Source organism: Sulfurimonas sp. ST-25, from assembly GCF_048079205.1.
Lineage (GTDB): Bacteria > Campylobacterota > Campylobacteria > Campylobacterales > Sulfurimonadaceae > Thiomicrolovo > Thiomicrolovo sulfuroxydans.
On sequence record NZ_CP182225.1, the window covers coordinates 522,231 to 545,533 of the forward strand.

A 23,303-nucleotide genomic window follows, 5' to 3' on the forward strand; every position below is an offset into this window, starting at 1 on the left:
GGGGCTTTTGCCCGGAGACCGCGTTACCGTTGTGTGCCAGATATGGAAGTGCCTTTTGGGGTATGCATGCGGCCGGTAGCTTTTTGAGAGGATGTAAATGAAACTGAACTTTAGAGTACTCGTCTTCGCCGCAGCGATCCTATTCGGGGTGGTTTTTTCCATCCCGTCGCTGCTGCAGACGGATAAAGGTACGAAGATCACCCTCGGGCTTGACCTGCAGGGCGGTCTGCACATGCTGCTCGGCGTCAAGACCGAAGAGGCCGTGAGCTCCCGCCTCAAGGCGATCGCTTCGGGGATCAACCACTTCAGCGAACGCGAAGAGGTGCTGATCGACGGTCTCACCGCCGACGACGAATCGGTCCGTTTCACGCTGCTTGACAGCGACGACGCGCCGGCAATGGACAAGATGCTCGCCGAGATCGAGGGGGGCAAGATCGTCCACGACGGCGAGAACTACCACATCTCCCTGACGCCCGAAGCGGTGCAGAAGACCCAGAAGCAGGCGGTCGACCAGGCGATCGAGACGATCCGCAACCGCCTCGACCAGTTCGGCCTTGCCGAGCCGACGGTCGCGCGCCAGGGCGTCGACAACATCCTCGTCGAACTGCCGGGGATCAAGAGCGCCGAAGAGGAGCAGCGTGCACGCGAGCTGATCTCCCGCGCCGCGAAGCTCGAGCTGATGGCGGTGGATGAAGAGCGCAAGATGCGCGCCTATACGATGACGTCTGCGGAGGCGGCGCGCTTCGGCGACGTTGTTCTTCCTGATGCGGAAAAGGCGGGCGGCAAGTACCTTGTCCGCGAGATCCCCATTCTCGACGGCTCCATGCTCACAGACGCCCAGGTGGCGTTCAACCAGAACAACCAGCCTGTTATCAACTTCTCGCTCAACTCCGAGGGTGCGCAGATCTTCGGCGACTTTACCGGCAAAAACGTCGGCAACCACCTCGCCATCGTCCTCGACGGCCAGGTCTACTCCGCGCCGGTCATCAACGAACGCATCGGCGGCGGTCACGGCCAGATCAGCGGGAACTACACGGTCGAGCAGGCCCAGGACCTCGCGATCGCGCTGCGCTCCGGTGCCCTGCTGGCCCCGATTTTCATGCTGGAGAAACGCTCCGTCGGTCCGAGCCTCGGTGCCGACAGCATCCAGGCGAGCCTGATCGCGCTGATCGGCGGTTTCGTCCTCGTCTTCGCGTTCATGATCGTCTACTACAAGATGGCGGGGATTATCGCGAACATCGCACTGGTGGCGAACCTCTTCCTCATCATCGCCGTGATGGCGATGTTCGGCGCGACGCTGACCCTGCCGGGGATGGCGGGTATCGTCCTGACCGTCGGTATGGCGGTGGACGCCAACGTCATCATCTCCGAACGGATCCGCGAACTGCTCTACCAGGGCGTCTCCATCCACAAGGCGATCGAAGAGGGGTACGCCAACGCGATGCGCGCCATCCTCGACGCGAACATCACGACCCTGATCGCGGCCGTCGTCCTCTATGTCTACGGTACGGGGGCCATCAAGGGCTTCGCGATCACGATCAGCATCGGTATCCTCGCCTCCATGCTGACGGCGATCCTGGGAACCCACGGCATCTACGAGATGCTTGAGACACGCATTGCCAAGAGCAAGAACGTCAGCCTCTGGTTCGGCATCAGTAAAAAGAAGGCGGCTGCATAATGGAATTTTTCAGACAGACGAAAACCATCAACTTTATGGGCCGGTCGAAGATCGCCATCGCGGTCTCCGTGATCCTGGTCCTCCTCTCCTGGGGCGTCCTGGCGATGAAGGGGCTCAACTACGGCATCGACTTCGCCGGCGGTACGATCGTTCAGGTCAAGTACGAAGGTGCTGCGCCTATTGACACGGTCCGTGACACGCTGGCCGCCAACCCGCTCTACGAGGGGGCGCAGATCACCGAATTCGGTTCCCCCGAAGAGATCATCATCCGCCTCAAGACCTCCAGCAAGGACGTCCAGTCCGACATGGGCGACGTGACGCGCGAGGCCCTCAAAGGCACGGGCAGCTTCGAAGTCCGCCGGGTCGACATCGTCGGGCCGAAAGTCGGTAGCGAACTGCGCGAAAAGGGCGTCATGGCGATGCTGCTGGCGATCCTGGGGATCCTGATCTACGTTGCTGTGCGGTTCGAATGGCGCTTTGCCGTCGCCTCTATCGCGGCCCTGATCCACGACGTCTCCATCGCGCTGGGGGCGATCTCGCTCTTCGCGATCGACGTCAACCTTGACGTCCTGGCGGCACTGCTGACCCTGCTGGGCTACTCGCTCAACGACACGATCATCGTCTTCGACCGCATCCGCGAAGGGGTGACGGCGTCGAAGAGTATCGAGCTCGCCGACGTCATCAACGAGTCGGTCACGAAGACCCTGTCGCGTACGACGCTGACGTCATTGACGACTTTCTTCGTTGTCCTGACGCTCTTCATGTTCGGCGGGGAGATCATCCACGCCTTCGCCTTTACGCTGCTGGTGGGCATCATCGTGGGGACCTACTCCTCCATCTTTGTCGCCTCGCCGATTCTGATGTGGTTCGGCTTCAATGTCGGCAACTACCGTACGAAACTGGCCGAAGCGGCCAGACGCCGCGCCGAAAAAGAGAAGATGCGCGCCATGTACGAACAGGGGACCGTTTAATTAGGAACGGCATCCGGAACAAAGTCCCGTATGCCTACGCTTGGCGCTATGCCACTAAAGCACAAAAATGCTTTCGGCATTTTCGTAGACCAGGGTTAATGGTAAAATTAGCCCAAAAAGGAGCTATCTATGGATTGGGGTAAAGTAATCTACGTCTTTTTTACGCTGATGAGTCTGACGTCGACGGCGGGCTTCCTCTATGAGCACGGTCCCGTCTCCCTCTTCGTCGCGGCGAGCCTGAACCTCGTGTCGACGATCCTCAAGATCGGGGTGCGCAACCTGCTTTCGGCCGAACTGCTCGCCAGTTCGCTCGTGGCGGACCTGCACCTGATCCCGGCGTTCATCTACCTTGTCGTCGTCGGCAACATGGACATCGCGGTCGCCCTGACCATCGGCGCCCTGATTGCCAACGTCTTCTCCATGGGCCTGGTCTATATCGAAAGCTCCAAAACAAGAGAAGAGTACTAACAGTAGGCGCCACGGCGCCGATTTCCGAAATACAGTGAGGCGGATCGCACCGCTTCGAGGAGTTACCTTGCAATACAACCCGTCCGATATCGAAACCAAGTGGCAGGCGTTCTGGGACGCAGAGCGCAGTTTTGAACCCTCTGATGATCTTACGAAACCCAAAAAGTATGTCCTCAGCATGTTCCCCTACCCGTCGGGGCGCATCCACATGGGGCACGTGCGTAACTACACCATCGGCGACGCTTTCGCGCGCTACTACCGCCAGCAGGGCCTGAACGTCCTGCACCCCATCGGATGGGACAGTTTCGGGATGCCGGCGGAGAACGCGGCGATCAAGCACGGGGTACACCCGAAGAAGTGGACCTACGAGAACATCGACTACATGCGCAAAGAGCTCGCCACCCTGGGGCTCTCCTTCTCCAAGGAGCGCGAGTTCGCCACTTCCGACCCGCTCTACACGAAGTTCGAGCAGGGCTTCATCATCGACCTCTTCGAAAAGGGGCTGCTCTACCGCAAGAAGGCCTTCCTCAACTGGTGTCCGCACGACCTCACCGTTTTGGCCAACGAGCAGGTCGTCGACGGCTGCTGCTGGCGCTGTGACACCCCGATCGTCAAAAAAGAGATGCACCAGTACTACCTCCGCATCACCGACTACGCCGACGAGCTGATCGACGACCTCGAACAGCTGGAGAAGGGGTGGCCGAAGCAGGTCCTCTCCATGCAGGAGAACTGGATCGGCCGCAGCAGCGGGCTCGAGTTTACCCTGCACCTCGAAGAGCACTCCAAGAAGCGCCTGCGTGACGCGTTCGAGGGCTTCGAGGTCTATACGACCCGCCCCGATACGATCTACGGCGTCAGCTATACGGCCCTGGCGCCGGAGCACGAACTGGTCACCTACATGATCGACAACGGCCTGCTCTCCACGGAGACGGCCGCCGAGATCAACGCGATGAAGAACAGCAGCTCCATCGACCGCCAGAAAGAGAAGCACGGCGTCGCCCTCGGCATCAATGTCGTGCACCCGCTCACGGGCAAACCGGTGCCGGTCTGGGTCGCGAACTTCGTCCTGATGGATTACGGTTCCGGCGCCGTCATGGCCGTCCCGGCCCACGACGAGCGCGACTACGACTTCGCGACGAAGTACGACCTGCCGATCATCCCGGTCATCGCCCACCCTGAGGCGGGCGTCGTCGAAGGCAAGGCGATGACGGAACCGGGCATGCTCTTCAACTCCGGCGCATTCAGCGAGATGATGAGCGACGCGGCGAAAGAGGCGATCATCGCCCACTTCGAAAACGAGGGCATCGGCAAGCGGGTGACGAACTACCGCCTCAAAGACTGGGGCATCAGCCGCCAACGCTACTGGGGTGCCCCGATCCCGCTCATTCACTGCCCGACCTGCGGGATCGTCCCGGAGAAAAAAGAGAACCTGCCGGTCGAACTCCCCGACGACGTTGAGATCACCGGCGAGGGGAACCCGCTGGAGCACCACCCCACATGGAAGCAGTGCAGCTGTCCCAAGTGCGGCGGCGCGGCCGAGCGCGAAACCGATACGATGGACACCTTTATCCAGTCGTCGTGGTACTTCCTGCGCTACACGGCGGGACGCGCTACCTGGGAAAAAGAGGCCTTCGACAAGGAGGAGCTCGCCTACTGGATGAACGTCGACCACTACATCGGCGGGATCGAGCACGCCATCCTGCACCTGCTCTACAGCCGCTTCTTTACCAAGGCGCTGCGCGACCTCGGCTACGTCGACGTCAAGGAGCCCTTCGAGCGGCTGCTCACCCAGGGGATGGTCCTCAAAGACGGCGCGAAGATGAGCAAGTCCAAGGGCAACACCGTCGACCCGGACGCCCTCATCGAGAAGTACGGCGCCGACACGGCCCGCCTCTTCATCCTTTTCGCCGCGCCGCCGACCCAGGAGCTGGAGTGGAACGACAGCGCCGTCGAGGGGGCCTACCGCTTCCTGCGCCGTTTCTATGACCGCAGCGAAAAAGCGGCCGTGACGGACACCCTCCCCGAGATCGACCACGCCGCCCTCTCCAAAGAGGAGAAAGCGGCGCGCAAGAAGGTCTACGAAGCGCTGGCCCGCGCCAACGACGTCTTCGGCGAACGCTACACTTTCAACACGATGATCGCCGGGGTAATGGAGGCGATGAACGCCCTCAATGACCAGGAGAACGAAGCGGTCTGGACGGAAGCGTACTGGGTCCTCACCTCACTAATGGAGCCCATCGTCCCGCACGTCTGCTGGGAGATCAGCGACCGTCTCTTCGGCCGCAAGAACCTGGGAGCCCAGATCGTCAAAGAGGAGGTCTTCGCTCTCGATACGATCACCCTGGGCGTCTCCGTCAACGGTAAGAACCGCGGCCAGATCGACGTGGCGCCGGATGCGTCCAAAGAGGCGATGATCGAAGCCGCCAAGGCGATCATCCCGCAGTGGCTCGAGGGCAAGACGGTCGTCAAAGAGATCGTCGTGCCGAACAAGCTCGTCAACATCGTCGTCAAGTAAGGAAAAGATTATGGGTGGATTGCAGCGGATTGGTTCGGTACTGATCGCCGCGGCGCTGCTGGCGGGCTGCGGTTATCGGCCGACGAGCCGGGCCGTCAAGCCGGTGCTGCAGGAGAGTGTGAGCACGAAGATCGTCATCTCCATGCAGGACCCGGACAACACCGTCTACATCAAAGACGCCCTCGACGAGGCCGTCGTCAACCGCTTCCGCACCCGCCTGACCGACGAGGCGCATGCCAGCACCCACCTAGTCATCTCCCTGCGGAAGGTCGTTTTCAATCCGGTGCAGTACGACACCAACGGCTACATCGTCGCCTACCGCGCCATCGTCACCCTCGACATCGACCGGGAGCACGGGGAGCAGACGCGCCGCTACAACGCGCGGGGTAGCTACCTCTTTACCATCGAACCCAACGCCATCATCTCCGACCTTGTCCGCTTCGAAGCGATCAAGTACGGCTCGGAGAAGGCGCTCGACAGCTTTGTCGCCCAGGTCGCGGGCGAGGGGGCCTCTGCTGAAGTACGCTGAGTTTCTCGACGCGAAACCGCTCTACTACGACAAGATCGACCTGGAGCGGATGCCGCGGGCCTGGGAACAGGTAAAATCCCGAGTCACATTGCCCAAGATCATCCACCTCGTCGGCACCAACGGCAAGGGGACGACGGGGCGCTTCCTCGCTTCGGCGCTTCTGCATGCCGGTTACAGCGTCGGCCACTACACCTCCCCCCACATCCTGCGCTTCAACGAACGCCTCTGGCTGAACGGCAGCGACGCCGACGACGCGCAGCTGCAGGGCGCTTTTGAGAAGGTGATGGGGTGGCTGGACGCAGAGACGGCCGAGGCGCTGAGCTACTTCGAATTCACGACCCTGATGGCCGCGGCGCTCTATGAGTCCTGCGACTACGTCGTTATGGAAGCGGGCCTCGGCGGCGAGTTCGACGCGACCGCCGTCTTTGAGAAAACCCTCACCCTCGTCACTCCCATCGACATTGACCACCAGGCATTCCTGGGCGACACCATCGAAGCGATCGCCGCCACGAAACTGCGGGCGATGGGGCCGACGGTTATTCTCGGCCTGCAGCCCCACGAGGAGGTTTACGCCATCGCCTCGGAGATCGCCGCCGAGCGGGGGGCGACACTGCTGCGCTGTGAACGGCTGTTAGACGAAGATGCTATAATGGCGCTTCAAAAGAGGGCGGAAGCGCTGGCACTGCCGGCGTACCTCCGCGACAACCTCACACTCGCCGCGAGCGCGATGCAAGTGCTCGGCGTCCCCTTCGACGCAGAGAGCTTCAGCGCGCCGCTTTTCGGCCGCCTCTCGCGGATCGCCCCGAACGTTCTGCTCGACGTGGGCCACAACGTCCTCGCCGCCCGTGCCATTGCACGCGAGCTCGGGGCGCAGAAGGTCGTCCTCGTCTACAACAGCTACGGCGACAAGGACTACGCATCCATCCTCGCCGCGCTCCGCGAAAACATCGAGCGCGTCGAGCTGATCGAGGTGCAGAGCGAACGTGCCGCCGCCCGCGAGGCGCTCGTCGGGGCGCTCGAAGCGCTCCAGATCCCCTACGCCTCTTTCGAAGGGGTGCAGGCACAGAAAATGTACCTGGTCTTCGGCTCGTTCAGCGTGGCGGAGGCCTTTATAAAAATGACGGGATTGAAATGAACCATACAGTGACGGCGCCCCTGCGCATAGCGCCGAAAACCCTCCGCAACGATACGGCACGCTGAGTATGCAGGCCAAGCTCTACGCCTACCTGAAAAAGGGTAGCCTCCCCGACGTCTTTATCTGCGAAGATGCCGCCGAAGCGCAGCAGCTGCATGACCTCTGCCGATTCAAGGCGATCGAGGCGGTCGTCCTTCCCGATTTCCGCGCGACCTGGCTTGACGACCTCCGCCCCTTCAGCGAAGAGCTGAGCCAGATGGCCGAGGCGCTGCGCCGCTACTACGAGGCACCCAAGAAGCCCCTCGTCATCGCCCCCTTCAAGAGCCTCCTCTTCCCGTTGCCCAAACCGAACCTGCTGCGCACGAAGCAGATCGCCTTCGGCGACCGCCTCGACCTCGCAGCCCTCAAAACGGAGCTGCTGCACTGGGGCTACAGCTTCGTCGACCTCGTGGAGATGGAGGGGGAGGTCTCCTTCCGCGGCGACATCATCGACGTCTTCGCCCCCGGCACAGAGAGCCCCTATCGCATCTCCCTCTTCGACGACGAGATCGAGCAGATCAAGGCCTTCGAGGTAGAGACCCAGCGCACCGTCGGCGAAGAGCTGGAGGGGTTCGAGCTGCACAGCGCCCCCTACGCCTTCGACGAGGCCGGGTACGAGCGCATCGTTGCCGCCGTCGAAGCCTCAACGAGCGACAGCTTCGTCAAGGACATCGACTCGCTTGGTTTCTGGTACCTCGGCGACGATGCAGAGAACTTCCTGGAGGGCAAAAAGGTCGCCGCCGTCAAACGCCTCGACGCGATGATCGGCGAGGCCTACACCCTCAACACCCCGCAGGTAGAAGCAACGGATTTTGAATCCGTCGTGCTTATTCCCGAAGATGACCGCGTAAAGGCCCTCGCGGTCACCGACGTCAAAACCCTGCTGGAGGTCCACCCGAACAAGAAGGTGACCATTATCGCCAGCAGCGACGCGCAGCTCAAGCAGGCGGGTATCTTCGACACGAAGGGGATGACGGTAAAGCGCTCCGGCGAGATCGTCAACCTCATTACCGACACCGAGCTCATCATCTCCCTGAACAAGCCGGTGCGCAAAAAGCGCCGCCGCAAGAGCAGCCTGCTCCTCGACGACCTCAAGCCCGGCGACTACGTTGTGCACGAGGAACATGGGGTCGGGATCTTCGAGGCCATCGAGCAGGCGGAGATCCTCGGCTCCGTGCGCGACTTTATCGCCATCAAGTACCAGGGCGACGAGCGCGTCCTGCTGCCGGTGGAGAACCTCGACGCCATCGACCGCTACATCGCGGGCGCCGGGGCGCCGCCGGTGCTCGACCGCCTGGGCAAGGGGAGCTTCGGCCGCCTCAAAGAGAAGGTCAAGAAGCGCCTTTTCGAGATCGCTTCGGAGATCGTCAACACCGCTGCCCAGCGCGCGCTCATCAGCGCCCCCGTTATCGAGACGGACGCCAAAAAGCTGGTGGCGTTCCAGGCGGAGGCGGGCTTCGAGTACACCGAGGACCAGGCACGCTCCATCGCCGAGATCATTGCCGAGATCGGCAGCGGCCACGTCATGGACCGGCTCCTCAGCGGGGACGTCGGTTTCGGCAAGACCGAGGTGGCGATGAACGCGATGTTCGCCGCGGCCTCCGCGGGGTACCAGTCGGCCGTCATCGTGCCGACGACCTTGCTCAGCTCCCAGCACTTCGCCTCGCTCAAGGAGCGCTTCGCCGAGTATGACTTCCACATCGCCAAGATCGACCGCTTCGTCACCCCCAAGGTGAAGAAGGCCGTCGAGGCGGGGTTGGCGGAAGGGAGCATCGACATGGTCGTCGGCACCCACGCGCTCTTCGGGACGAAGTTCGCCAAGCTGGGCCTCGTCGTCATCGACGAAGAGCACAAGTTCGGGGTCAAGCAGAAAGAGAAGCTCAAAACCCTCTACGAGAAGACGCACCTGCTCACCATGAGTGCCACGCCGATTCCGCGCAGCCTCAACCAGGCGCTCTCTTCCATCAAGACGCTCAGCACCCTCATGACCCCGCCGGGCGAACGGCAGGGGGTGCGCACCTTCGTCAAGGCCTACGACGAGAAACTCGTCAAAGAGGTCATTTTGCGGGAGCTGCGCCGGGGCGGGCAGGTCTTTTACGTCTACAACTCCATTGACCATATGCCCATCAAGCTCGGGGAGCTCAAGGCGATCCTCCCCGACCTTCGCATCCTCATGCTGCATTCGCAGGTCGGCGCGGTCGAGACGGAGAAGCAGCTGCTGAAGTTCCAATCAGGCGAGTACGACCTCATGCTGGCGACCTCCATCATCGAGTCGGGCATCCACATGCCGCGGGTCAACACGATGATCATCGACGGGGCCGACCGCTTCGGCATCGCCGACCTGCACCAGCTGCGCGGCCGCGTCGGCCGGGGCCATACGGAGGGGTTCGCCTACTTCATCGTCGAGGACAAGGAGCTCATTACCGAGGAGGCGAAGAAGCGCCTCGTCGCCCTTGAGTCCAACTCCTTCCTCGGCAGCGGCTCCGTGCTCGCCTACCATGACCTGGAAATCCGGGGCGGGGGGAATCTCGTGGGCGACGCGCAGAGCGGGCACATCAAGAACATCGGCTACTCTCTTTACCTGCGGATGCTCGAGGACGCCATCAAGGAGCTGAGCAACAAGAAGGAGACGCCCAAGGCGAAGGTGGACCTCAAGCTCGCCGTCAGCGCCTACATCAGCGACGAGCTCGTCGCCGAGGACCGCCTGCGCCTGGAGCTCTACCGCCGCCTCAGCCTCTGCGAGAACCCGACGGAGGTCTACGAGATCGAGGAGGAGGTCACGGAGCGCTTCGGACGCCCGGACGGCCCGACCAAGCAGTTCTTCGAGTTGATGGTCATCAAGCTGATGGGGCTGGAGAAGCACATCAAGATGCTCAGCTCCTACGGCCAGAACATCACCATCGAATACCTCAACGGCTCAAAAGAGTTCGTCACTTCTGAGAGCAAAGACGACGACGACATCATCAAGGCCGTGCTGCACTACCTGCGCACGGCGAAACCGAAGGTGCTGTAAGAACGCAGCGGCTTCCCGTACGCTTATTCGTATACCCCCGCCCCGACGATGAGGGGTTCGCCTTCCACCACGACCTTTTTGACATAGGTGATCTTCTGGACGGGGATCTGCGGGGCCTGCGGGCGGGGCCAGTAGTAGGAGACCCACCCCTCTCCTTTGAGCATCGCCAGGTCGATGTACTCCCGCGCGATGGCCTTCTCTTTTATGTCCGTGATCGTCAGGACGTTGCGCCCCTCGATGCCGGGAAAGGCCGGGTTGACCAGTTCGACGCCGGAAGCGGAGGTGACGAAGACGTAGGTGTCGTGGAAATAGAAGCGGCTCTTCTTGTCGCGCAGGGTTTTAAAGGCGGCCTTTCCCTCCTTTTGAAGCAGGGCGACGGCGGCGTTGACTTCATCGACCAGGAACGCCTTTTCCATCACGCTTTTGTAGTTGCCGCTGCCGACGAGGTAGACCCTGCCGGAGGGGGCTTTGCTTCGCATGATGTAGGTGGATTTCCAGACGGGCGCTGTCTCTCCCGGGCGGTTCCACTGGTAGTGGACCCACCCTCTGCCCGCTTTGCTCTCGGCCGCATCGACGATCATCCGCCCGATCGGCTTGCCCCCGATGTCCTCGAGCCCGATGAGGTTCCGCTTCTCATGCGCAAGATCGGGCGGATAGACGTAGCGGTTCCCCATGAGGTCCCAGACGAAGACGTACCTGTCGCCCCGGAACCACTTCCCGCCTTTTTGGCGAAAAGCGGGGAAGACGGCTTCGCCCTCCTTGGCGACGGCGTCGGCCGCCGCCTGGACAAAGGCGACGAGGTCGCGGGTCTCCTTGTGCTCGTACGCCACCGGCTCCGCGGCGGCAAGGTTCACCGCCGTCCAGATGAAAAGCAGCAACGCCGCGCTTCTTATCCCCCGTAGAACTTTCATGGTATCTGCCTCCGTGTTGAGGTGTGCAGTTTTTATCGTATGGCAATCCCGCTAAAAGGTATCTAAAGGCAGTGGAGCGGAGAAGGGCATGAGGATGCCCGCCTCCCTATTTAAGAGGAGCAGGTGACGTGGGAGATGCCGGCGATCTCGAAGTACTCGGTGGGCTTTTTGCGGTAGTACTTCGCCGCTACTGCTTCGGACTGCTCGGCGTAGGGGTCCGTCATGACGGCCTGCAGCTCCTTGATAAGCGTATAGTCCCCGTCGGCGGCCTGCTGGTAGGCCGGGACGAGGAACCACTCCCGCAGGGTGAATTTGGGGTTGACGGCTTTCATTTGGCGTGAGAGCTTTTCGCAGGATTCCGGCGACGCGGCGTTGATGTCGTCGGGGTTGGTCGCCTGTACGACACCCTTCCACTTCTCCAGCCATTCGCTCCAGCGCTCCAGCAGCGCCGCATCTTTGACCCCGTCACCGTAAAAGCTCTTCGTCAGCGGGGCGATATCTTCGGGCACCGATGAGAGTTCGCGGAAGAAGATGGTGTAATCCACCCCCGTCTCGAGCATCAGCGTGATGAGTTCATTGAACAGCGGTGCATCCAGCTTACGCAGTCCCAGCTTGGATGCCCACATGGGGATCATTTTCCCCTGCATCGCTCGTGCGAATCTGAGCGTCAGCATGTCCAGCTCGTTCACGGCCTTTTCATCGGCAGCCAGCAGCGGCTTCAGCGCGGTGCAGAACATGGCAAAGTTCGTCTCGGCAGCCTGGGGCTGGTTCAGAAAGGAGAAGTGGTCTCCTCCGCCCGTCCACGGCTGGTAGCGCGGGTCGAACATCTCGATGAAGCCGAAGGGGCCGTAATCGAGGGTAAAGCCGCCGGCGGCAGTGTTGTCGCTGTTGAAGTTACCCTGGCAGTAGCCCACGCGTATCCACTCGGCCACCAGGGTGGTGAGACGGTCGCGGAACGCGGTTGCCAGCAGGAGCACTTTGTCCCGGAGGGGCAGAGTGGCGTCGATGGTGTCGCTGTATTCCCGGTCGATGAGGTGCAGGACGATCTGCTCGAGCTCCTCCATCGCCCGCGGGTGCTCGTTCTTGCGCGCCCGACGGCCGAAAAGCTCGACCTGGCCCACCCGGATAAACGAGGGGGCGACCCGCGTCGTGATGGCCACGGCCTCCTCGAGCATGACTTCGGGGTTTCGCGAGTAGGAGCCGTTGTTGAACCACGGCCTTGCTACCGTCTCCGTCTTCGAGGTGTAGAGGCTCAGCGAGCGCGACGTCTTTACGCCCAGGGCGTGCATATGCTCCTGCGCCAGAAACTCGCGGATGCTGGAACGCAGCACGGCGCGGCCGTCGGCACCGCGGCAGTAGGGTGTCCTGCCGCCGCCTTTGAGCTGCATCTCCCAGCGCTGCCCTTTTATGACCGCTTCGAGGATGGAAACCGCGCGGCCGTCGCCGTAGCCGTTGCCCGTACGGAAGGGGCACTGCTCGTAGTATTCGGTCCCGTAGATGGAGAGCGCGTACCCGGTTGCCCAACCCCGGCGGCGCAGCGGCTCCGGCAGCTGCGAACTGTCGCCGGAGAACATCCGCATAAAATCCTCGGAGGTCGCCAGTGCGTCGCTAAAGCCCAGTTCGCGGAAAAAGGTCTCGCTGTGCGCGATGTACACGGGGGTTTCTATGGGCGTAGGGTTCACGGGCACATAATGCCCGCTGAAAACCTGCCGCGGCGCGTGGTCAACGCCGTCCGCCGTCGCATCGGGGTCGGGGGTCAGAGTGTCCATGAGCGAATAATCCGCCAGCGCTGCGAGATCGTCAAGGCTCTTTACCGCTGTAGGGGTTTCAATTGCTGCTTTCATACTTGTTTCCTTTAGCCTTCACGACGGGCATGCAAAAATGGTTCGGTTATCTCTCTTTGGAGGTGCCCTATATTCAAACGGGCATTTTTGCAGGCTATTCTAAAAAGTGCTATTAATGAGGTTTGGTACAAACGTTCGGTGTTTTTTCTTTAAGGAGCAGGGTCGTCGAATTTGGCAGGGCTGTTCAAAAGAGTATGTCACGGCAGATAGCAAAGACGACGACATCATTAAGGCTATCCTGCACTGTCTTAGGACGGTGAAGCCGAAGGTGTTGTGACGTTTAATTAGAGTGACCCTAACCTTCATCCCACCTCTGAAGAGATGGGGGAAAAGTTATTTACCTTTTGACTTGTTTGAGTCACCACCACCCATTGATTCAGAAGGTTTTTTATCAAGTCCACGTTGACCATAGCCAGTTCCTGGCTTAACAATTGGCTTCGTAGGCTTCTCTTTCTTATCTGCCATGATATTCTCTCCATTTTGCTGAATTGTAATCATTGTACTTGCAGCTAGTATTAGTAATAAGAGCAATGATAGAATCGTAGTAACAACAGCTTTTCTAATTAATCTAGCTCTACGTATGATATTAATTCCATTATATCGAACCGCACGTTCTGCACCATGCATCATCGTTAAAAGACCTTGAGTTTTTGTCCAAGAATTATCAGGAATTTTGGACATTAGAAAAATTCGTTGATCTACTCCATAATTAGTAAACTTTCCAAGTCGCATTCCAAAAAGAGCTATTAAAATACTCGTAAGCGACATAACAAAAAATGGAATTACAATCCAAAGTAATGCGCCATTTTCTGTAACTTTGAACGAGATGCCTATTAAAACAACATTGAGCCAAAGGATGGTTTTGATTATATTAAATTGATGTGGAATGGAGGAACCTAGTAAAAGGTCCAATTCTTTTCGAATAGCATCGTAATGTAATCTAAGATTGTGCTCATAGCTCTCGATATGTTGTTTATCTAATTCTTTTTTGAGCTTCTGTTCATCGCGGAATTTCATTGTGGCAAATACTTTCTTTCACTTGCATACCAAAAAATCATATTTATATTCTGTTATTATTGACAAGATTCCAGTAATGGACACCGAGTGCCGTCAATTTGCAACCTGTCGAATGCATTGCTGCATAGTACATATGTTCTTCTTTCACAGGAACGACTAAATTAATACGATTATATTTTTGAAGAATTCTAAACTTTTCAATGTTTTCATCATCCGGATTGTCACTATCAGGTTCAAAACTAGGATCTAAAGCAAATTCAACTCCTGGTTCATCAAATAACTCAACAATTTTTTTGAGATCTGTTAATGCGATTGGTGGTTGTACTTTTCTCAGAGTGGTGAAGGTTTTTACATTGGTTTTAAATATTGGACGTTGTTCCCACGGACCAAGTGACTGATCAATGTGCGCGTAAATACTGCCAGGCGTTATATCTCCAACCAAGTTTGAAGCACTTCCGTTTAAAGCATCAACTAGTAAAGTTGTAAAGACTCCAGATCCATTTTTTTCTTCAGCATACTGAGTACTGCTTGATGCCGTTAAAATGGTAAGACCCTCTTTCAATAAAGCGCTGTTTCCTGTAGATGCTGGAGTTCCTGCGATGCCTGAATGACAACTATCTAAAATTATGATCTTGTTTTTAGCTGGTGAGTCATTAGCTATAGTCAATAAGTTGTCAAGTGAAAAGCCATCGTCTCCACGCGTACATTCAGAAGTAACAAGGTAACCACCAGTATTCTCAATATATCCATGACCCGCAAAATAAAAAAGTGCGATATCATTATCGTCTTTGAAAAGTTCTTCCACACTATCTTTTAATTTAGCTCGACTAATTGCATTTGTTGGGTTAGATGCAGTTTCATGTCGAGCAGAAAAATTTAATGATCCATCACTATGTCTTTCTAAAATACTTTTGACTGCATATGAGTCATTGACGCAACCAAAAAGTGATGAAAGATTTTCATAGTAGTCAATTCCTACAATTAATGCTTTTCTCATATTCAACCCCAGTCACGAATTGCTTTTGCAATTGAGCTAGATTGCCATTTTACAATTACATCCGCGTTATCTTTGACAATTGTCGAAGTCTTTTCTGCACCCCATGGTTCGATAGCAATTATTGGCTTTCTATATGCGACAGCAATGTCAATTTCTTTGTTTATCCACTTGCTATATGTTGAATATACTCCAGCAAGGATCAATATGCAACTAGTTCCTTTGATTTTGGCATCAATCGCTTCTCTGAGTTGCTTGTCCGTGCCATTTGTATGAATTGGGTCATGTCTTGGGACGGAGTGATCGTAAAAACTAATCCCTTGATTCGCAATCATTTGAACAACCTTGTCATATGCGTCACTATAGGCCCATGAATGACTGATAAACAATCTATACGTTTTTGACATGACTTTTCCTTTTTTACCTACTATTCATTAGTGCATATTCTATGTAAAACAACCTTTGATCATGAAAAAAAATCAAACTGTTGGTATGTGATACATGGTGATATCAACGCAAGCAGCCGGATTGACCCGCAAAGCGATGCAGTGCCGATTATGAAAAATCTCACAGTAGCAATGATCGGTGACGTTGTCGGGCGGCCGGGGCGGTCGATGATAAAACAGCACCTGCTGCGGCTCAAGATATAGCGGTATCTCAAGTCGGTTACTGCTCCGGCATTATCCTGTCGTTCGCGTCGACCTGCTTCGTCTTTAGCAGCGCGGCACGCTCATTGTCCACCTCAAAAAGCTTGTAACGGATATCCGGCCCCGGAATGGGGATGAATCCGTAGGGAACAAAGGTGACCCCTTCAAATACAGGGTAGGTCTCAAAGAAATTCGAACCGTTCACCTCTGCCGTGAAAGCAAGGCTTTCCAGGTGCGTGAAATAGGGGGAGGATGAATCGGAAACGCCGAGCTCGTGCGTTCCCGGCGGGATAGGAAAGGTGATGCGCTCTCCGCCGTGCAGATAAAAGGCAAAGGTACCGTCCACCATGATGCCGACACTATGCACCGAGAGGATGAGGTTCGATGATTTTGGGTAGCAAATAGTCACCGCGGCGCCGTCTCCTGTTTCGTCCAGCAGACGCTTGGCCATCGGCGACAGCGTTGGACTGCACCCTTGCAACAACAGAAGCGATATCACGGCGGCAGTCACTGTTTTCATACTAAGAGTGAGTATAGCCAGTTTGGATCGATCACGGGTATTTAGCGATCAGTTCCTGCATACGCTCAAGATTTTTCCCCTTGCAAGACGCTTGTATGCGGGTCAATGTGTCTCCGCCGAATTTGTCTTTGAGAGCAGGGTCGGCTCCACTGGACAGAAGTAATTCGACAAGTGCAAAGTTCCTACATTTCTTGGCGGCAATTGTCAGTGCCGTTGAGCCTCTAAGATATTGATAATTCACATCGTAACCGTGTTCCAGGAACATCTTGATGATCGGAATAGATCGGTCTCCATCGGTGACCGCGACATCAAAGGGAGTCATCCTGTGCAAATCCGCGTACATGTCTGCACCGTTGAGTAGTAGTTTTTTTACACTCTGTTCTTTGCGCAGTCGGACGGCATAAAACAGCGGTGTAAAGCTGTTGCCGTTGCGTACCTCAAGAATGGAACGGTCGCGAAGCAGTTCATCCAATACCTTTTCTTGATCGTTGGCAATGACGTAAAAAATGGAAGGTCCTCGTTTGAGAGAACGATCGTAGCGCAAGCGTGCCAACATCTTTTTGCGGGCTTCTTTTTTTCTGATAAGACGTTCTTCGTCATCTAGTTTAGCCTCCAGCGCTTTTTGTTCTTGCAGCAGTATCAGCTCCGGATGGTGTTCCTTGAAGGTTTCATACCATCGTTTATCTTCGTCTTCGAGAAAGAGCTGATGTTCGAATGATTCGAAATATTTTTTGGCAAAGCTGTCATAGAGGATTTCAACATTGACGCTGTCATCGCACGGGCTATGGAGGCTCCGCGCTGAAAGTCCCGTAATATCTCTCTCGATCTCGTTGATCAAGTTCGTGTCGACGACATAAAAGCGGCTGCTTGAGTACGCTTCCTGCTCCTGGGCGAGATCAATTTTATCATTCGCGACATAGGCGTTTCGCGCATTTTTGTAGAAGGAGCGGCCTTCACCGGTACTTTCCGGATCGTGCAGTTTTTGGAGACGGTCGATACAGTTCTGGGCGAGTTCCGATTTGATGTCATTGGCAAAAATGTCATATTCGTCTTCGGCATCGATGTAGCGCGGGACATAGACGTTCAGCGCATCGGCATAGAAGCGGATACGAGCATCGCCATAGTCGTTTGTGGGATAGGTCCGTTGGTATGATTGATCGTATAGCGCCTGTGCTTGTTGAGCCGCTCGCCACATGACGCTGGCAAAGAGCATGTAGTAGCCTGTGATGATCAGTAAGCCCAGGATGGCGACAGTGCGCAAAAGTCTTCTGAAAGTGCGTAGCGGCGGAGCACTGCTCTCAATCGTATCGAGGACGACAGTAAGGGCGATCCGGTCATGCAAGGACCGTTTGTCCCGACTCAGAATTATCAGCAGTACCGGCAGGAGCGAGAGGCTAAGAAACAGGAGGATTGACGGGTTGCCGTGCGTAAGCTCAGAGACTTTGAGTGCAGCGGACACGTAAAGGAAATATCCCAGTACGATTGTTTCACGAATGGCCAATGTTCGAAATGTCAGTGGCTCGGAATTATCCCTCTCCAGGGTCAGGCCGAATAGTTTTTTCCCAAGGGTGCCCCGCAGGGGAGAAAGCGGGAGAAATACGCGGTAAAGCCAAAAGAAACCTATGAGGGCGTAGGGAAAGAGTGATACATACGACTTCGGCAGAAGTGGCAGAAAGAGTACGATGACCAGGCTTACCAGAAAGATGTCGGAGAGGAATGCGACAATCCTCGTGAGTGCGGTTGTAATAGAAATATTTTTAAACATAAAAAAATTATATTGTTTTTATCATAAAAAACATTTATCGAATCTTTTGAAATCAGGGAATCGCGCAGGCGTATCCTGCAGGGAAAGCCAAACAACAGCTTTTTCAGTCCGATACAGCTACATTGCTACCCATGAATAGGTTGAAAGTAGCAATGATCGGTGACGTCGTCGGGCGGCCGGGGCGGTTGATGATAAAACAGCACCTGCCGCGGCTACTGTAAAGATCGCATATGCTTCAGTATGGTTGCGGTAGCAGCTATTTTGCCTCCAGCTGCCACAACGCAATCTCCCTGCCGATCGTGGCAATATGATTTTCGTCTATGAAGATGGCGCCTCTGATGTCCCCGCCGGTGAGAACCTCATACTGGACCTTGCTGCCCAGTTTCCATAGAAATACGCCAGATTGGCTTGACGCCATAAGATACCTGTGGTCTTTGCTCATTTCGAGGTGCTTGCACTGCATATAAAAATCGGCGTCAAGGGTCTCGACGATCGATTTTTTGTTCACATCCCAAAAACGGATGTTTTGCCCGTTGCAGACCATCAAATGATCAGAGTTCCTCGGATCGTGGGCGATGGCACCGATATCGCGGACCTGTTTGTCTTCGATGGTGTCCGAGTAGGTGAATTTCATATTTCCCGTACCACTTCCCTTTTTCTGCCAACGCTCCACATGCCCGTTGCTGCTGCCGATGTAAATCGTCGTACCATCCGGCGATTCCCCGACAGCGCTGATCCTCGGTGTAAAATATTTCTTCTCCTTTTCAATGAATTTCGGAGTGATCTCTATGATATTTTCATTCTCCGTATTGAAAAAATAGATGCTTTTGCCTGCCCCGGCCACCAGGGTTTTATTGTCTGACAAAAAATGCATGAGGTTCTTGGCACCTTTGGGCAGACCGTCAAGTGTTTTCCGAAGTTTGTTTCCCTGAATATCCCAAAGGTATATTTTGTCCCTGCTCCCAACTGCCAGCGTTTTGCCGTCGGGTGACATCACGGGTTGGAAACTGTAAGCCATGTCCCGGGGGAGGGCTTTGGGAGGAAGCTTCCGTTCTTTGTCAAATATTCTGGCGTCCTGACCGCTGACAAAAAAACTGCTGCCTCTATCGGAGTGTGCGAAACCGTATGGAGCATGGCGTGTCTCCATGATCACGTCGGCTTTTTGGGCCACGTCAAAAGCGCTGGCAATGGGTTGGGGGCCGTATTGGTACTCTTTGGTCGTCCGTTCTTTGACAAACGAAACGCTGTTTTCCTCCTGTTCGCCGCACAGGCGCTCTACATGCTTGCCGACCATATGGTTGATCCGGAGCTTGTGGTTGTTGAGGAGGATGTAGTCGATGCCTTGATACCTTTTCCTGTCAAAATGGATGGCGTCATTCTTGTTCATAGTCACAAAACCGCTGCAGAGGTTTCCGCCGGGAACGCCTTCGTATGTCAGCTTCATGCCGCCCTGGGGCATCCCCTCGATACGGACGCTGCTGCCGAAAGCCGGAATGATCTTGTTCTCCTGATCGATCCATTTGCTGTCGATAATCCCGGCTTCAACGGCTTTACTGTTGGTCAGGTCGTGAGTAGGTCTGTTTTCAAAGACCTTGGCGTAATACTTGAGGATGCTGTCTTTCTGACTGATCCCGGCTCCCATGGCAGCTCTTGTGAAACCGGGCTTTTGTGCCGCCGTCTTCCGGACCGTCGTGGCGGCTTTGGGTTGTAAAAGCGCCGTCTGGTTGCAGTCGAAGAAGTGCTTGAGTTCTTCACTCTCTCCCTCCTGCTTCATCTTCATACCGATGGTTGTCGCCCACCAGAACATCGGCTGTACCACATAGGTGCCGAACGCCTCTTTGAGCCCCTCCTGTTCGATGTCAGTTTTCAGCAACTGAAGAAAAGGCGTTTCGTCTTTGATGCAGTCTTGCAGGCGGAGTACCTTCAGGCCCGTGCCGATATCGCCGTTCTGCTTCCCTATCGCCGCTCTGATCTCGTTGAGGTACGCCTGCATCTTCGTCTTGGTTCCGGGGGCTCTGCCGTAGCTGTTGATGTACGCCTGGGATGTGGCGAATACGGGCATCTTGTTATGTTTGGGCGCCGGTTTTTCAATAGCGACGTCGACGGGAGCAAGCGTCATCGCCGTGATATTGTTCTCACAGTATGCGCTGATCTCGTTGGGCAGAAAGTCGGTTTTCAGTGGGTAATAGTTTGAATAGGAAGTAATTGAAGATACCAGCTTGCGCTTTTCGTTCAGTCTGTCACCGCTCTTTTGATACAGATCCAGCCGCCGCTGGCACTGTTCGAGATAGACGATCTCCTGCTGCATCGCGTGCCGCTTTTTGGGACGGTCGTAATTGCGGAGTATCTCCTCTTTGAGATAGGCAAGTCTGAACAGCATCTCCTTGTTTTTGCGGGTAGTCTCCATATGGTCGATACTTTCATAAACATTACGCGGTATCGTATTTTCAGGCAGCTGCTTGAGCGATGTGAGGTCATAATCGCGTTTGTCGTCACCTTTCGGTTCGACGCTGTATACCGGCTTGTTCGCTAAAACACGGGCGCGGAGTTTGGCGTCATACTCGCGCATCCGTTTTGACGACTCCGATGATCCGTCCGTGTGAATGCGTCCCTCCACCCTGCGCAGTTTTTTCAGTACTTTTCGATCGCTTTCTGTCGGGGTGATGATCGCTTCGAGAACATTGTCAAATGAATAATGGAGCTTGCAGGCACTCCCAATGTCGCTCACAATATGCCAAAGCCTCCAGTAGTCTAGATCGCTCTTTTCAAGATCTTCCATACTTTCGACATGTTGCATCCGGTATTTGAGTGCAAGTGTGTACGTATAGAGCATCGTCTTGTCGTCTTTGTTGAAGCAGTCGAATGATTCTACGTATCGGGTCGCCTGATAGGGAAGCGTGTTGGCGAGATATAGTCCCAATGCGTTTGTAGTTTCTTTATGCGTTTTTTCTGCATGTTCTTCCGGCTTTGCCTCGGGTAGGGAATCCAGGCACTTCACCAGCGCCTGCTTCGAGATTTTTTCAGCGCGGTACGCCTCAAAGCATGTCTCGCGCTCCGCACTGTGGAGCAAAGCTGTCAGACAGAGTAATAGCAAAGTTTTTTTCATGATTGTTTCCTGGAATTTCATCGGTGGTCATATTGTAGATTAAATTTGGTTAAAAAAGATTTTTCAGTTTGCCGCGCGTCATGAACCCTTCTCCTTACATGGAAAAGCAGAAGCCCCTCTGTTACTTTCGTTTCCCAGCCGGCACTGCGCGTTCGGTTTAAAACGTTCAGGGTAGAATAGCGTTTATGAAAGCAATTACAGTAGCAATGATCGGTGACGTTGTCGGGCGGCCGGGTCGGTCGATGATCAAGCAGCACCTGCCGCGGCTCAAGAAGGAGCACGGCATCGACTTCGTCGTGGCCAACTACGAGAACGCCAGCCACGGCTTCGGGCTGACCGCCAAGAACGCCGACGAGCTCTTCGGCGCAGGCGTGGACGTTATGACCGGGGGCAACCACAGCTTTGACAAGAAAGAGATCATCCCCCTTTTTGAAAAGCTGCCGCTGTTGCGTCCGCACAACTACCCCGAGGCGATGCCGGGCAAGGGCACGGGCATGTACGAGGTGAACGGCGTCAAAGTCGGTGTGCTCAACGTCATGGGCTACTACGCCATGCCGATGGTCGACAACCCCTTCATCTGCGCGCAGAAGAGCGTCGAGGCGCTGCGGCGCGAGGGGGCCGAAGTCATCCTTGTCGATATGCACGCCGAGGCGACGAGCGAGAAAAGGGCGCTGCTCATGATGCTAAAGGGCCACGTCAGCGCCATCATCGGCACCCATACCCACGTGGCGACGGACGATTTGCAGATCGACGGCGGCACGGGCTACGTCACGGACCTGGGCCTCAGCGGCTGCCGCGACAACGTCATCGGGATGGACCCCAAGATCCCGCTGCAGCGCTTCCTGACAGGCCTTCCCGGCCACTTCAACGTCCCGGAAAAATGTAAAAAGATTCTGCAGACGGCCGTGTTCGAGCTGGACGAGAAGGGGCGCTGCGTGAGCGCCAGGAAGATCAAGACCTTCGACGACGGGCGCGAGATCGTCACCGACGCCTGGGAAGTTTAGAGCGCCAGTTTGAGGATCGTTTTCAGAACGTCCTCGGTGTAGGTGTCGGCCAGGCCGAACATCTTCGCGTTCGCCGCGGCGTTTTCGACGATGGCGTCGATGTCACTCTCTTTGATCGAGAACTGCGACAGCTTGGTCGGCGTGCCGACCTTGTCGAACCACTGCTCCAGCGCTTCTATTCCCTCCATGGCACTCTCTTTTCCAAACAGATTCTTTGCAAACCGTTCGAACTGGGCTTCGTTCTGCTTATGGTACCACTTCATCCACGCGGGCATGATGACGGAGAGGCCCGCGCCGTGGGCGACGTTAAAGAGCGCCGAGAGGCTGTGCTCGATCATGTGGTTGGGGAAGCTGTAGCCCGCGACACCGAGGGTGGTCGTGCCGTTGAGCGCCTGCGTCGCCGCCCAGGCGAACTCGCCGCGGGCGTCGTAGTCGTCCGGGTCGGCCAGAAGCGTCTCCGTCGTGCTCATGACGGTGGAGATGTTCGCCTCGATGTACTTCGCGATGATGTCGGGGTGGTACGAGGCGGTAAAGTACCCCTCGATGGAGTGGGCAATGATGTCCGCGGCGGAGTAGACGAGGTACTCCTTGGAGACGGACTTCTGCAGCTCCGGGTTGACGACGGAGACCCGCGGGTAGACGTGGGGCGAGGCGATGGAGAACTTCTGCTGCGTTTTCTCGTTGGTGACGACGGCGTAGGTGTTCATCTCGCTCCCCGTCGCGGCGAGGGTGATGATGTCAAAGACCGGCAGTGCTTTTTCGATGACGCTTTTGCCGATGAAGAAGTCCCAGACGTCCCCGTCGTAGAGGCTCCCTGCCGCGATGGCCTTGGAGCTGTCCAAAACGGAACCGCCGCCGACGCTGAGGATAGCCCCGACGCCCTCGCTCTTCGCCGCCTCGACCCCCTCGTACACCTTCGAGAGCAGCGGGTTGCTGACGATGCCGCCCAGTTCGACGTACTCGATGCCGTTCGCTTTCAGGCTGGCGACGACGGTGTCGAAGAGGCCGTCTTTTTTGATGCGGTCGCTGCCGAAGGTGAGCAGCACCTTCTTGATGCCCGCCGCGGCGATGTGGTCGCCGATGGCTTTTTCCTTGTCTCTTCCGAATTCGATCTTGGTGGGGTTATGATAGGTAAAATCGGTCATAT

Annotated in this window: 17 protein-coding genes; 8 read left to right on the forward strand and 9 right to left on the reverse strand. The window is 56.2% G+C overall.

Going from position 1 to position 23,303, the window contains the following annotated elements; all coding sequences use genetic code 11:
• Positions 1–97 precede the first annotated feature (97 nt).
• The 7 genes from secD to ACM66T_RS02650 all read left to right on the forward strand — a co-directional run bounded on the left by secD (position 98) and on the right by ACM66T_RS02650 (position 10,348).
• Entirely contained in the window at positions 98–1,678 is a 1,581-nt protein-coding gene (secD, locus tag ACM66T_RS02620; protein WP_416768744.1) for a protein translocase subunit SecD, read from the forward strand.
• Positions 1,678–2,649 (forward strand): protein translocase subunit SecF, encoded by a 972-nt coding sequence (gene secF, locus ACM66T_RS02625; protein WP_416768745.1) that lies wholly within the window; start codon positions 1,678–1,680, stop codon positions 2,647–2,649. The genes secD and secF overlap by 1 nt, the downstream gene beginning before the upstream one ends.
• Before the next feature lie 129 nt (positions 2,650–2,778).
• Positions 2,779–3,117 carry a DUF6394 family protein gene (locus ACM66T_RS02630; RefSeq protein ID WP_231020248.1) on the forward strand — a complete coding sequence of 113 codons (339 nt, stop codon included), beginning with the start codon at positions 2,779–2,781 and terminating at the stop codon, positions 3,115–3,117.
• Between the two features lie 67 nt (positions 3,118–3,184).
• Entirely contained in the window at positions 3,185–5,632 is a 2,448-nt protein-coding gene (gene leuS / locus ACM66T_RS02635; RefSeq protein WP_416768746.1) for a leucine--tRNA ligase, read from the forward strand.
• A gap of 10 nt (positions 5,633–5,642) precedes the next feature.
• Positions 5,643–6,161 carry a hypothetical protein gene (locus ACM66T_RS02640; protein WP_416768747.1) on the forward strand — a complete coding sequence of 173 codons (519 nt, stop codon included), beginning with the start codon at positions 5,643–5,645 and terminating at the stop codon, positions 6,159–6,161.
• Positions 6,115–7,296: a bifunctional folylpolyglutamate synthase/dihydrofolate synthase gene (locus tag ACM66T_RS02645; RefSeq protein WP_416768748.1), complete on the forward strand. Its 1,182-nt coding sequence runs from the start codon at positions 6,115–6,117 to the stop codon at positions 7,294–7,296. The genes ACM66T_RS02640 and ACM66T_RS02645 overlap by 47 nt, the downstream gene beginning before the upstream one ends.
• A 67-nt stretch (positions 7,297–7,363) precedes the next feature.
• Complete coding sequence (locus ACM66T_RS02650; protein WP_416768749.1) at positions 7,364–10,348, forward strand: DEAD/DEAH box helicase; 2,985 nt, start codon at positions 7,364–7,366, stop codon at positions 10,346–10,348.
• Positions 10,349–10,371: 23 nt separating this feature from the next.
• Here the strand turns inward: ACM66T_RS02650 and ACM66T_RS02655 are convergent, their stop codons facing one another.
• The 8 genes from ACM66T_RS02655 to ACM66T_RS02690 form a co-directional block, all read right to left on the reverse strand.
• Positions 10,372–11,259, reverse strand: coding sequence for a cache domain-containing protein (locus tag ACM66T_RS02655; RefSeq protein WP_416768750.1), 888 nt, complete (start codon positions 11,257–11,259; stop codon positions 10,372–10,374).
• A gap of 110 nt (positions 11,260–11,369) precedes the next feature.
• Positions 11,370–13,103: a protein adenylyltransferase SelO family protein gene (locus ACM66T_RS02660; RefSeq protein ID WP_416768751.1), complete on the reverse strand. Its 1,734-nt coding sequence runs from the start codon at positions 13,101–13,103 to the stop codon at positions 11,370–11,372.
• Between the two features lie 333 nt (positions 13,104–13,436).
• A complete protein-coding gene (locus ACM66T_RS02665) occupies positions 13,437–14,120 on the reverse strand; it encodes a hypothetical protein (RefSeq protein WP_231020255.1) in 684 nt (227 codons plus the stop codon).
• A gap of 43 nt (positions 14,121–14,163) precedes the next feature.
• A complete protein-coding gene (locus ACM66T_RS02670) occupies positions 14,164–15,117 on the reverse strand; it encodes a caspase family protein (protein WP_231020256.1) in 954 nt (317 codons plus the stop codon).
• A gap of 2 nt (positions 15,118–15,119) precedes the next feature.
• On the reverse strand, positions 15,120–15,521 hold the full coding sequence (locus ACM66T_RS02675; RefSeq protein ID WP_231020257.1) for a TIR domain-containing protein: 402 nt from the start codon (positions 15,519–15,521) through the stop codon (positions 15,120–15,122).
• 259 nt (positions 15,522–15,780) lie between these two features.
• Positions 15,781–16,281, reverse strand: a complete 501-nt coding sequence (locus ACM66T_RS02680; RefSeq protein ID WP_231020258.1) for a hypothetical protein — start codon at positions 16,279–16,281, stop codon at positions 15,781–15,783.
• Positions 16,282–16,312: 31 nt separating this feature from the next.
• Positions 16,313–18,046, reverse strand: a complete 1,734-nt coding sequence (locus ACM66T_RS02685; RefSeq protein ID WP_231020259.1) for an ankyrin repeat domain-containing protein — start codon at positions 18,044–18,046, stop codon at positions 16,313–16,315.
• Positions 18,047–18,302: 256 nt separating this feature from the next.
• Positions 18,303–20,966, reverse strand: a complete 2,664-nt coding sequence (locus ACM66T_RS02690; RefSeq protein WP_231020260.1) for a WD40 repeat domain-containing protein — start codon at positions 20,964–20,966, stop codon at positions 18,303–18,305.
• Between the two features lie 380 nt (positions 20,967–21,346).
• Between ACM66T_RS02690 and ACM66T_RS02695 the strand changes: the two genes are divergently transcribed.
• Positions 21,347–22,156 carry a TIGR00282 family metallophosphoesterase gene (locus tag ACM66T_RS02695; RefSeq protein WP_231021212.1) on the forward strand — a complete coding sequence of 270 codons (810 nt, stop codon included), beginning with the start codon at positions 21,347–21,349 and terminating at the stop codon, positions 22,154–22,156.
• Here the strand turns inward: ACM66T_RS02695 and ACM66T_RS02700 are convergent.
• Positions 22,153–23,301 carry an iron-containing alcohol dehydrogenase gene (locus ACM66T_RS02700; protein ID WP_231020261.1) on the reverse strand — a complete coding sequence of 383 codons (1,149 nt, stop codon included), beginning with the start codon at positions 23,299–23,301 and terminating at the stop codon, positions 22,153–22,155. The two genes, ACM66T_RS02695 and ACM66T_RS02700, sit on opposite strands and share 4 nt — an antisense overlap.
• Between the last annotated feature and the right edge of the window lie 2 nt (positions 23,302–23,303).